The organism is Salinicola aestuarinus (assembly GCF_003206645.1).
Lineage (GTDB): Bacteria > Pseudomonadota > Gammaproteobacteria > Pseudomonadales > Halomonadaceae > Salinicola > Salinicola aestuarinus.
Genome location: NZ_PZJP01000001.1, coordinates 148,383 through 160,070, shown reverse-complemented (window position 1 = coordinate 160,070; position 11,688 = coordinate 148,383). Strand labels below are relative to the sequence as shown.

Here is an 11,688-nt window from a genome sequence, read left to right as displayed (position 1 = left end):
GAGAAGTCACGCGACTGCCCACGTCGTAGTCCACAGGGTAGACTGCGCCATTTGGACCACAGCTCAAGGATGGACGGGAAAAGATCATGGAGCATCGATTTTCCAGCGTGGAACCGGCTTCGCTTGGTGGGAGCGTCTATACGCATCTGCGCGATGCGTTGATCGGCGGACAGTTGAAGCCGGACGACCGCCTGCGCATTCGGGAGCTGGCGGAGCAGTTCGGGACCAGCGTGACCCCGGTGCGCGACGCCATTCTGCGACTCTGCAAGGAGCAGGGGCTGGAGATGCGGACCGCCCGTGACATCCGCGTACCGCTGATCGATGTGGCGCAGTACGACGAGATCTACCGGCTGCGGCTGGAGCTCGAGGGAATGGCCGGGGCGCTGGCGGCAGCCAATATCGACGCCGCCGGTGTCCAGACGCTGCGCCAGCAGGTCGAGGACAATCAGCGAGCCATCGCCGATGGCGACATGGCACACGCCATGAGACTCAATCAGCAGTTCCACTTCGCGCTGGCGGCAGCGGCGGATTCGCCGATGCTCGAGCGCTTCATCGACAGCCTCTGGATGCGTGCCGGCCCGGTGATTGCGCTGGCCTACCGCGCTTTCTCCGAGCGCGTGGCGATTCAGCATCACTGGGAAGTTCTCGAGGCGCTGGATGCGCGCGACCCCGAGGCCGCTCGACAGGCGATCCGCCGCGATATCGAGGATGGCTACGCCATGATGGTGCAGTTTCTTGCCTCGCGGCACGCGGACCGGGGCTAGGGCACCCCGACCGACTTATTCGACTGACCTGCTCGCCGCCCGCGCTAGTCCTCGACAAAATTCCACTCGGCGCGGGCCACCGCGTCGTGAGCGTGCAGGCTTTCGGCGTGCTCGATATCGATGCGATACCCCACCACATCGGCCAGCGTGTCGCAGTGCTGCGCCAGGCGTCGCGCGGCGTCTTCGCAGAACATGGGATTGTTGCCGTTACGCTCGGCGAAGGCCTGCTCATCGGCACGCTTTACCAGCGTCTGCACCGGTGTTTCGAGGCACTGCTCGAAAGCGTCGATACGTGAGGCGAGGTCGAACGGGGCGGTGGCGCTGAGGCGCAGCGAGACATCGGCGCGGCTTCGCTGGCTGTGCGGTGTCGGAAAGTACCCGGTACGCTCGATCCACTCGGCGACGCTCTCCGGGTCGGCACTCGCCTGCGGGTTGTCCTGAGCCCATTCTCGCCACTTCCGTGCCATGGCATGCCGCGCCAGTGCGGTCGAGCAGGGGCAGGTGGAGGAGTAGGTCAGGGCAATACCCAGCGTCGTGTGGAGCGCGCCGCGCTCGCCGCTCAGACCCAGGGTGATCGGGTAGTGGCGCCAACCGCTTGCCTCGCTCAGCAGGGCCTGGCGGCGCAGCGGCAGCTCGGCGTGAAGCGTGAGGTGCAGTCGCTGGCTGATCTCTCCTTGGCTCGCCAGCAGCGCCTCGCCCAGCGCGGACCAGGTGTCGGCATCCAGCGGCGTATCCTCCAGGGCATCAATCAGACGATAGAGCCGGGACATGTGAATGCCCCGATGGCCGGCGGCGAGATCGACGCCGACATCCGCGTAGGCGTTGAGCCGGGTGCCGCCGGCGAGTTGAATGCGACAGGCGATTCCTTGCATGCCCACACGCTGCAGCGCCCGCGGGCCGTGTGAGTGATCGTCGCGCTGGATGGCAACATCGGGTAGTGCTGAGAGTGGGGTCATTGCGGGTCGATCTGCTCAAAAGTGTTACTCTATAACATAACTTTTGATGAGGGTTGATCGCAATCGTCCCGCGCCCTGACGGTGTGGGGATCGGCGCTCGATCGACGGCGAAAGGACGATGGCACCGTGCACCCAGGGGCGGCACGCCAATGGCGATTGAGGGGGGAATGAGCGGGTAAGGGAGCGGGTAAGTGAGCGGAGAAGTGAGCCGGCGCCATCGGCCGGCTCGGGGACCCGCTCAGGTTCTCAAGGGGTTGTTGTCGAAATAGCTGGCGATACTGCTGTGCAACGCGTCGGCCAGTTCCTGCTGGTGCTCGGGGCGGCGGAGTCGACGGCTGTCATCTCGGTTGGACATGAACCCGGTTTCGACCAGCATTGACGGGATATCGGGGGATTTCAGCACCGCGAACGCGGCCTTGTTGATGCGATGGTTATGCAGTCGCGTGACGCGAGAGAGTGAATCCAGCGTTTCGGTGGCGAGCTTCTGACTGGCGATGTTCGTCCCGCGCATGGAGAGATCCACCAGCACCGATTGCACCTCGGGATCGTCCGAGTAGATATTGCTGTCACGGGTCGAGGCGTAGCGGTCGGCATTGTTCTGGCTCTCCGCCAGCCAGCGCGCCATCGCCGAACTCGCTCCATGCTCGGAAAGAATGTAAACGGAGGCACCCGAGGCACTTTGCGAGGGGGCGGCATCGGCGTGGATCGAGACGAACAGGTCGGCGTGGTGATTGCGGGCCATCAATACACGCTGGTGCAGCGGAATGAAAATATCGCTGTCGCGGGTCAGCGAAGGCTCGAAGCGCGGGTCTTCGTTCAGCTTTTCCTTGAGCGCGTCGGACACGCCCATGGCGACGAACTTCTCGTAGTGATCGTCGGCGCTGATGCACCCCGGGTCCTTACCGCCGTGGCCGGCGTCGACCTCGATGATGGCCTTGCGTGGCTGACCATGGCTCTGCGCTTCGGCGGTGACCGCCGCCATCAGGGGATCGGGGTCGTCGATGCTCACGATGAGTTGCGAGTGCCCGTCGTCCAGCCGGCGCATGCGGGTCTGTGGAGATTTGGCCGTCTCAAGATCGAGCACGATGCGAATACCACCATTGCGCTCGCCGGTACGGACCCGCCGCACGAGCCCGGTGCCCTGGTGTGCCACCGAGGGGGCCGTGACGTGGGAGACGTTCGGCAGATCGATGACGACGCGAGGTGGGTGGTCGAGCGTAAACACATGATGCTCCGGGCGACCGTCGAGCTCGATGACGAAGCTCGCGCCGCCCCCTGTTTCATCGAGTGTGTAGCGGGCCAGTGAAGAAGCGGCCAGTGCCGGGAAACTCGGCAGTAAACAAGTGGCCAACAACATCGTAATGAAGCGCCTTCTATCCATGGTGACAATCCGGTAATGAGTGATAACGTTTGCGCGCTAACGTTATAACATAACCATTTCAAGGGTAGACAGCGCAATGCGGCCTGCGAGACAGGTCGTACCGATGCTCACCGCCGGGCGGGTTCGAGAATCTCGCGGGCGATTTCCCGGCCCTGGGGCGTGAGTCGCAGCAGCTCACCGTCGCGCACGATATGCCCCTGATCGAGCCCGCGCACGATGGCGTTGCGGGCGTGCTCGCCGCTCCAGAGCAGGTGCTCGCGCAGGGCGCGGGCGACGTTCTCTTCGCCCTGGTTGGGCTCGTCTTCATGATTGTAGAGGTGCACTGCCAGCGTCCGGCTCTCGTTGAGTCGGCGCTGACGGCGGCGCGAGGCGGCCTGCGCGACGATGCCGTAGCGGGGGCCCGCCAGAAACGCCGCGAGCAGAAAACCGCCGGTGACCACGGCCATCATGCCGCCGATGGAGACATCCAGCATGACGGCCAGGGCGTAGCCGATGACGCTCGAGGCGAGCGAGACGGCCACGCCGATGGCCAGCATCAGTGCGAGCCGGTCGGTGAGCAGATACGCGGTGGAGGGGATGACGATGACGAAGGCGACGAAAAGCACCGCGCCGACGGCATCGAAGGCCGCCACGGCGGTGGCACTGGTCAGCAGCAGCAGGGTGTAGAAGAGCAGGCCCGGGGCGAAGCCGAGCGCCTTGGCGAGGGCGGCGTCGAACGTCGCAAGCTTCAGCTCCTTGAAGAAGACCCCGACGAACAGCGCGTTGATCAGCGCCATGGCGGCCATCGACAGCAGCGACTGGGGAACGGGGTAGCCGCCGACGTCGACCGTATCCAGCCAGACGAAACCGATCTCGCCGAGCAGCACGGTGTGGGTGTCGATATGCACGTTGCCGGCGTAGAGATTGAGCAGCAGCACGCCGATGGAGAAGAGCAGCGGAAACACCAGACCGATGGCGGCGTCCTGCTTGACCCGGCGCGAACTGACCAGCAGCTCGGTGAGAAACACCGTCAGGATACCGGTGAGTGCGGCACCGATGATCTGCAGCGGGCCGCTCTGCTGGTGCGCGACCAGCCAGACCACCACGATGCCGAAGACGATCGAGTGACCGATGGCATCGGCGAGCATACTGGTGCCGCGCAGCACCAGAAAGGTACCGACGAAAGTGGCGGCGATGCCCACCAGCGCGCCGACGGCGATGATCATCACCGCGGGATCGTTGAACAGCGCCATCAGCATCTCAGTCGCTCCCCGTGTTCAGGCTGGCGAGAATCCGCGCTGCCTCGTCGCGGCCGGTACCGGTCAGCGCCCAGTGCGTGGTGTTCTGCGGCGGCTGTTGGCGGGACTCGACCCAGCCGCGTTTCTCCAGGCGCGCGAGCGCCGCCCGGGTGCGCGTGCGGTGGTAGCTGTCGAGCAGCCCCTGTTCGCTCTGGAAGTCGTGGTCGCCGTGGCGTTCGGCGAGACGATAGAGCGTGGTCAACAGCTGCTGGTGGCGCAGTCGCCGGCGCTGGCGGCTGCGTTGAATGAGCTCCCACAGCATGCCGCGGCGGGGTGCGAACAGCAGCGACACCACCACGAGCAGCGAGACGCTGATGACGATCAGCGGTCCGGTGGCGAGCCCGCGTCCCAGGGTGCTGACCAGCGCGCCGCTGATGCCCGAGACGATGCCGAACAGCGCGGCCAACGGCACCATGGTCTCGAGTCGCCGGCACCACTGGCGCGCCGCCACCGCCGGTGCGATGACCATCGCCGCCATCAGCACCACGCCGACGATCTGCAGGCCGACCACCACCGCCAGCGCGATCATGACCGTCAGCGTCACCTCCAGCGCGAGCACCGGCATGCCCAGCGCGCGGGCGAAGCCGGGGTCGAAGCAGACCAGTTTGAACTCCTTCCAGAGCCCGGTGACGAGGATCAGCGAGAGCAGCGTCACCCCGGCCATGATCACCAGATCGCCGCGCAGCGTTGCCGCCGCCTGCCCGAACAGGAAGGCGTCGAGCCCGCCCTGAGAGGCGTTGTTGGTGCCCTGGATATGCGTCAGCAGGACCACGCCGAGCGCAAAGAAAGTGCTCAGCACGATGCCCAGGGCGGCATCGGTCTTGAGCCGGCTGTAGCGGGTGAGCAGCAGCACCAGCAGGGCGGCGAGCGCGCCGGCGAGCAGGGCGCCGAGCATGATCGCGCCGAGCTCGCGGGCGCCGGCGGCGAGAAAACCGAGGCAGATCCCGGGCAGTGCGGCGTGGGAGAGGGCGTCGCCGAGCAGGCTCTGCTTGCGCAGGACCGCGAAGCTACCCAGCATGCCGCTGACCAACCCCAGCATCAGCGCGCCGAGGATGACGTTCTGCACCGTGTAGTCGGTCAGCAGGGCGTGGACGCTCATGGTGTTTCACGTCCCGAGGCAGGGGCGTGGGGCGCTTCGCTAGCGTCGGCCTGCGCCGCGTCGACGACGGGGGTGGCGGTGCCGGTGCTCTCCAGCAGCGCGATCTGCCCGCCGTACGCCTTGCGCAGGTTATCGGCGGTGTAGATCGCTTCGACCGGCCCCTGAGCGATGACCCGCACGTTGAGAATCAGCAGCCAGTCGAAGTAGGTGCGCACCGTCTGCAGGTCGTGGTGGACCACGATCACCGTCTTGCCGGCATCGCGCAGCCCGCGCAGGATGTCGACGATGGCGCGCTCTGTCGGCGCATCGACGCCGGCCATCGGCTCGTCGAGAAAGTAGATGTCCGCCTGCTGGATCAGCGCGCGGGCAAGAAAGACGCGCTGCTGCTGGCCGCCGGAGAGCTGGCTGATCTGGCGATTGGCGTAGTCCTGCATGCCGACCTGTTCTAGCGCCTCCCGAGCGCGCTGGCGATGGGCCTTGCGGGGACGGCGCAGCCAGCCGAGTTGGCCGTAGAGTCCCATGGTTACGACATCGAGCGCGGTGGTGGGGAAGTCCCAGTCGACGCTCGAGCGTTGCGGCACGTAGCCCACCCGTTTGCGCTGGGCGCGATAGGGCCGGCCGAAGAGCGTGACGTGGCCGGCGATCGGCGGGGTGAGCCCCAGGATGCTCTTGATCAGCGTGCTCTTGCCGGCGCCGTTGGGGCCGACGATGGCCGCCATCACCCCCGGGGGGATATCGAAGTCGATGTCCCAAAGCACCGGTTTGCTCTGGTAGCTCACGGTCAGATCTTCGACGTGCAGGGCGAGGTCGGGTTCATGCAGGCCGAGCGGCATCGTCTGGCTCCTCAGGGTTGGCGGCGTGACGCCATCGGTTCGGGACTGGGCCCCGGCGCGCTGTCTAGGCGTCGCCGGTGGCCGATTCCCGCTCGGTGTCGACCGGCTTGGCCGAGGTGTCGTCGACGGCGGTCGCATCGAGATGCCAGCGAGTCGCCCAGTCCGCGAGCGCCGCGGGCAGCGGCGGCGTTTCTCCGCCAAGGGCGGCGACGATACGCCGAGTGTTGGCGTAGAGCATGCCGATATAGGTGCCGCTGGCGGTGCCGGTATCGCCCATGGCATCGGAGTAGAGCTCGCCGCCTATCTCGACCTGCTGTCCCTGTCGCTGGGCGGCGTCGATCACCGCCTGAATGGTACGCGGGTTGATGGTCGTCTCGACGAAGACGGCGGGGATCTGGCGCTCGGCAACGACGCTCGCCATGTTGCGAATATCGGCGATTCCCGTCTCGGTCTCAGTGCTGATGCCCTGAATGCCCACCACGTCGATGGCGTAGGCCCGGCCGTAGTAGTTGAAGGCGTCGTGAGCGGTGACCAGGATGCGCTGCTCGGCCGGGATGGTGGCGATACTGGCGTGAATCCAGGCGTCGAGAGCGTCGAGCTCGCGAGCGTAGGCGGTCGCGTTGGCGCGGATCGCGGTCTCGCACGCCGGGCGCTGCTCGCTGATCGCCTCGGCGATGGTGGGCACCAGACGCGACCACAGACCGACGTCCATCCACAGGTGCGGGTCGATGCCGTAGGCATCCTCGGTATGGATCAGTGACTCGCGGTCGATCGACGCCTCCGCCACCCCCAGGGTCGGCTTCATCTCGCCGAAGCGACCGAGTACCTGACCGAGCTGCCCTTCCAGCGAGTGACCGGCGTAGAGAATCAAGTCCGCATCCCGCAGCGTGTGGACGTCGCCGGCGCTGGCGCGATAGAGATGCGGATCGATGCCGGAGCCCATCAGCGTGGTGACATCGACACAGTCGCCGCCGAGGTGCTGGGCTATCTCGCCGACCATGCCGACCGTTGCTACCACGGCCAGCGGTTCCACTGACGTTCGAGTGGCGTCGTCACCGGCGGGAGACGTCTGTGCCGGCGCACTCGGGCTCAGCAGGGCAACTGACGCTGCCACGAGCACGAACAGAGCAGAGAAGACTGTGCGATGCATAGTTTCACCAAGGTTAACTAGTATTCCTCTGGTTTCACTTTATAGCACCGGTTTATCCGGGTGTGAAGAGACCGCCGCCCAGCCAACGGCGAACGTGGCCGCCCGCTGATTCCACCGCGCGGCAGCACCCATCAGGCGCTGTCGGGCTGCAAGTGGTCGAGCAGCGCGCGACAGTCGTCGAAGAGGTGATCGGCCTGCGCCAGGGCGCGGGGCGAGGTGTCGTTGACCAGCAGCGTTTGGGTGCCGGCAGCACGACCGCAGGCCATGTCCAGGTGGCTGTCGCCGACCATGACGACGCGGCCAGGAGCGACCGTCCAGCGAGCGACGAAATGTTCGAGACCGCCGGGGGCCGGCTTGGGCTCGGCCTCGTCTCGGCCGAGGACATACGCGGGGGCGAAACAGTCGTCGAGCCCGATCGCTGCCAGCGTGATATGCGCCAGCTCCTTGGCGTTGCGGGTCAGAATGCCGAGACGATAGCCGCGATGACAGAGCTCGCGAATCAGCGCGACCGCCCCGTTCGCGGCGGTAGAGCGCATCGCCAGCTCGCGCTCGTGCTCGAGCAGCCAGGCGTGCTTCGCCCGGCGCTCGGCGAGGGGCAGCGTCTCCAGATGGTGCAGGATGTCGGTGTCGTTGGGGATGCCGAGTTCCCGTCGAATGGCGGGGAAGTCGTGCACGCTGACGGTCAGCGTGCCATCCATGTCGAAGACCCAGTGGGTCAGCGCGGCGAGCGGGGGCGTTGGCATGATCTCGGAGCCAGTAGCGAAGATCTCTTTATCCTAGCCGAGAGGCGACGCCGCTGTCCCTCATCCGACGGCGAGCTGATCGACTAGTCCGGCGGCGTCGACGCGTCTCTCTCACGCGCCCGGAACATCGCGACCACGCGCTGCTGAGCGACACCGATATGGTAGTCGAGCGCCGCTTCACAGGCGCGCGGGTCGCGGCTGCGAAGCGCGTCGATGATCGGCTCGTGGGTATCGGCCACCTTCAGCGGGTCGTCGTAGAGCTGGCCGACCAGCAGGATCGAGAAGCGCATCTCGTGACACAGCTCGTCGTAGACCTTGAGCAGCCGCTGATTGCCGCTGAACTGGCAAAGCCTGCGGTGAAAGGCGACATCCTCCTCGATCTGCTGGAGGGCGGTACCCTCTCTCGCCACCTGGCGCATCCGCTCGAGCTGGGCCTGTAGCCCGTTCTCCATCTCCGTCGTGAGCCGACCGGCGAGCTGGCCCGCGGCATGGCGCTCCAGACACAGGCGCAGCTCGTAGACGTCGTCGAGTTCCTGGGCGGTAAAGGTGCGAACGAAGAAGCCACGGCGCGGCTGCGACACCAGCATGCCGCGACTCTCGAGCAGGCGGGCTGCCTCGCGGACGGGTGCCCGGCTCACCCCGAAGTCGCGGGCAAGCTGCGCCTCGGCCATGTGGGCGCCGGGGGCGAAATCACCCTTCAGCAGGGCTTCGGTCAGCATGTCGGCGATCTGATTGACGAGATCGCGCTGCTGAATGGTGGCAAATCCGCGGGGGCTCGTGGTCATGGCGTCCCTGTCCTGATTGAGGCTGGCGGTCGCGGCGGCGTGGCGACGGGCACGGCGGGGCATCATCGTCTCGCCGCGATCATCGCGCAAATCCGGCTAATGGTCGACTGTCGAGTGTCGACAGTTTGTATCGGCACCTGCTAGGTTAGCTGAAAGAGGCAGTGACGAGACCCCGTGTCGGCGGCATCTGCGCCGACTCACGACAGGAGAGCGATGATGGACATGGCGACCGATACCGCGAAGCCTTCGGCGGTGACCGAGGCGCGACGCGATCTGGCAGCGGCCTACCGGCTGATTGCCCACTTCGGCCTGGACGACAGCATCTATACGCATATTTCGGCGCGCGCCGAGGCGGACAGGGAAGATTTCCTGATCAACCCCTACGGCTACCGCTTCGAGGAGGTCACTGCCGGTAATCTGGTCACCGTCGATCTCGACGGCAAGGTGGTCGACGATCCGGAGGGCGCCGGCATCAACAAGGCGGGCTTTACCATTCACAGCGCGATCCACGCTGCCCGCCCCGACGTGCACTGCGTACTGCACACGCACTCCGTGGCCGGGGTCGCCATCTCCTGCCTGGAAGAGGGGTTACTGCCGCTCAACCAGTGGGCGATGGAGTTCCATGGCCGCACGGCCTATCACGACTATGAAGGGATCGCGCTGGATCTGGATGAGCGTGAGCGGCTGGTTGCGGACCTCGGCGACAAGTCGGTCATGGTGCTGCGCAATCACGGCATGCTGGTCTGTGGGCGCACGGTCGGCGAAGCGTTCAAGCGCATGCACAACCTGGAGCGAAGCTGCCAGGCGCAGCTGGCAGTGATGGCGAGCGGTATGAAGATTCGCCATCCTGACCCCGCGCTGGCCGAATATACCGCGCAGCAGTACGAGAAGTGGGACGCGGATCACGACACGGGCCAGCGCGACACCGAGTGGGAGGCCTATCTGCGTCTATTGAAACGGATTCAGCCTGACTTCGAGGGCTGATGCCCGCGTCTTCGCCCGGTACATCGCCATAACAAGACAACAAAGCCGGTGTATCGAGAAGACAGCAAGACAAGGTGGCGGGACCGCGCCACCGCCACAGCGGTAGAAGATTCGACAAATCCAATAATGACGAGATCTGCCATGACCCTGCTATCGTCCGTGCCCGGCCGCCTGTCGGTGGCCGCTTTACTGGTTACCCTGACCGCCCCCGTACTGGCCCAGTCGACGCCCCAGGCGGGCGGCGTTGCCAACGTCGCGATTCAGCCCGAGCCCCCGGGCCTGATGCTGCCGCTGGTGCAGAACGCGCCGACCCAGCGCGTGGCCGGCAATATCTTCGAGGGGCTGCTGCGCTATGACGCCGACCTTGAACCCATGCCCCAGCTGGCCGAGTCCTGGAAGATCAGCGACGACGGCCTGACCTACACCTTCACGCTGCACGATGACGTCACCTGGCACGACGGCGAACCGTTTTCCGCGGAAGACGTGGTGTTTTCCGTCGACTTCATGCGTGAGACCAACCCGCGTACCCGGGCGGTGCTTGCGCACGTCGATAGCGTCACGGCGCCGGACGATTCGACGGTCGTGTTCACGCTGGAAACGCCGTTTCCGGCCTTCATTCAGGCCTTCGAGGTCGGCACGCTGCCGATGGTGCCGAAGCACCTCTACGAAGGGACCGACTATTACAACAATCCGGCCAACCGCCATCCGATCGGTACCGGCCCGTTCGAGTTCGCCAAATGGGATCGCGGTTCGGTGATCGAGCTCGACAAGAACCCGGACTACTACGAAGCCGGCAAGCCCTATCTCGACAAGATCTACTGGCACGTGATCCCGGATGCCGCCTCCCGCGCCGCGGCCTACGAGAATGGCACCCTGGACATCATGCCGGCCGGCTCGGTGGAGAATTTCGATCTACCGCGTCTCTCCGAGATGGAAGGGAGCTGCCTGACCGAGGCGGGCAACGAGTACTTCAATCCGTTCGCGATGCTCTGGTTGAACAACCGCGAGGGACCTACGGCGGACAAGCGTTTCCGGCAGGCGGTGATGTACGCCCTGGATCGCGACTTCGCCAAGAATGTCCTCTGGAACGGGCTGGGCAATGTGCCGAACGGACCGTTCACCGCCTCATTGCCCGCGCACGACGACAGCCTGACGCCCTATCCCTACGACCCGGATCGCGCCGAGGCGCTGCTCGACGAGATGGGCTACGACGGCGAACCGGTGAGGCTGCTGCCGCTGCCCTACGGCGAGACCTGGACCCGCTGGAGCGAGGCGGTGCGTCAGAATCTCGAGGACGTGGGGATCAATATCGAAACCGAATCCTCCGACGTCGCCGGCTGGAATCAGAAGATCAGCGACTGGGACTACGATATCGCCTTCACCTATCTGTTCCAGTACGGCGACCCGTCACTCGGCATTGCGCGCACCTACGACTCCGACAACATCGCCAAGGGCTCGCCCTGGAACAACGTCGAAGGCTACGAGAACCCGAAGGTGGATCAGCTGTTCGCCGACGCCGCCGTCGAGAACGACGTCGACAAGCGCCAGGCCATGTACGCCGAGGTGCAGCAGATTCTTCACGAGGATGTGCCGCTGGCGTGGATCATGGAACTGGCCCAGCCGACCGTCTATCGCTGCAATGTGCATGACCTGATCACGACCAGCATCGGTCTCAACGACGGCTTCAAGAACGCCTGGATCGAACACTAAGCGACG

The 11,688-nt window shown here is 65.5% G+C and carries 11 protein-coding genes; 3 read left to right on the top strand and 8 right to left on the bottom strand.

The window, feature by feature from the left end; translation table 11 throughout:
• Positions 1-86: 86 nt before the first annotated feature.
• Positions 87-764, top strand: coding sequence for a GntR family transcriptional regulator (locus tag DOM41_RS00695; protein WP_110684921.1), 678 nt, complete (start codon positions 87-89; stop codon positions 762-764).
• Between the two features lie 44 nt (positions 765-808).
• Here DOM41_RS00695 and folE2 read toward each other — a convergent pair whose 3' ends face one another.
• The 8 genes from folE2 to DOM41_RS00655 form a co-directional block, all read right to left on the bottom strand.
• Positions 809-1,720, bottom strand: coding sequence for a GTP cyclohydrolase FolE2 (gene folE2, locus DOM41_RS00690; RefSeq protein WP_110684920.1), 912 nt, complete (start codon positions 1,718-1,720; stop codon positions 809-811).
• Positions 1,721-1,958: 238 nt separating this feature from the next.
• Complete coding sequence (locus tag DOM41_RS00685) at positions 1,959-3,077, bottom strand: N-acetylmuramoyl-L-alanine amidase (protein ID WP_188112343.1); 1,119 nt, start codon at positions 3,075-3,077, stop codon at positions 1,959-1,961.
• Between the two features lie 131 nt (positions 3,078-3,208).
• On the bottom strand, positions 3,209-4,339 hold the full coding sequence (locus DOM41_RS00680) for a metal ABC transporter permease (protein ID WP_110684918.1): 1,131 nt from the start codon (positions 4,337-4,339) through the stop codon (positions 3,209-3,211).
• Between the two features lies 1 nt (position 4,340).
• Positions 4,341-5,477 (bottom strand): metal ABC transporter permease, encoded by a 1,137-nt coding sequence (locus DOM41_RS00675; protein ID WP_110684917.1) that lies wholly within the window; start codon positions 5,475-5,477, stop codon positions 4,341-4,343.
• Positions 5,474-6,310 (bottom strand): metal ABC transporter ATP-binding protein, encoded by an 837-nt coding sequence (locus tag DOM41_RS00670; protein WP_110684916.1) that lies wholly within the window; start codon positions 6,308-6,310, stop codon positions 5,474-5,476. The genes DOM41_RS00675 and DOM41_RS00670 overlap by 4 nt, the downstream gene beginning before the upstream one ends.
• A 64-nt stretch (positions 6,311-6,374) precedes the next feature.
• On the bottom strand, positions 6,375-7,460 hold the full coding sequence (locus tag DOM41_RS00665; protein ID WP_110684915.1) for a metal ABC transporter solute-binding protein, Zn/Mn family: 1,086 nt from the start codon (positions 7,458-7,460) through the stop codon (positions 6,375-6,377).
• Between the two features lie 131 nt (positions 7,461-7,591).
• A complete protein-coding gene (locus tag DOM41_RS00660; RefSeq protein ID WP_110684914.1) occupies positions 7,592-8,203 on the bottom strand; it encodes an HAD family hydrolase in 612 nt (203 codons plus the stop codon).
• 83 nt (positions 8,204-8,286) lie between these two features.
• The gene (locus DOM41_RS00655; RefSeq protein WP_110685204.1) at positions 8,287-8,988 is read right to left on the bottom strand and encodes a GntR family transcriptional regulator; all 702 of its coding nucleotides are present in this window, start codon (positions 8,986-8,988) and stop codon (positions 8,287-8,289) included.
• 222 nt (positions 8,989-9,210) lie between these two features.
• Between DOM41_RS00655 and DOM41_RS00650 the strand changes: the two genes are divergently transcribed.
• Together DOM41_RS00650 and DOM41_RS00645 are read left to right on the top strand one after the other, a co-directional pair.
• Positions 9,211-9,972 (top strand): class II aldolase/adducin family protein, encoded by a 762-nt coding sequence (locus DOM41_RS00650; RefSeq protein ID WP_223160893.1) that lies wholly within the window; start codon positions 9,211-9,213, stop codon positions 9,970-9,972.
• 141 nt (positions 9,973-10,113) lie between these two features.
• The gene (locus DOM41_RS00645) at positions 10,114-11,682 is read left to right on the top strand and encodes an ABC transporter substrate-binding protein (protein WP_110684912.1); all 1,569 of its coding nucleotides are present in this window, start codon (positions 10,114-10,116) and stop codon (positions 11,680-11,682) included.
• Positions 11,683-11,688: the final 6 nt, after the last annotated feature.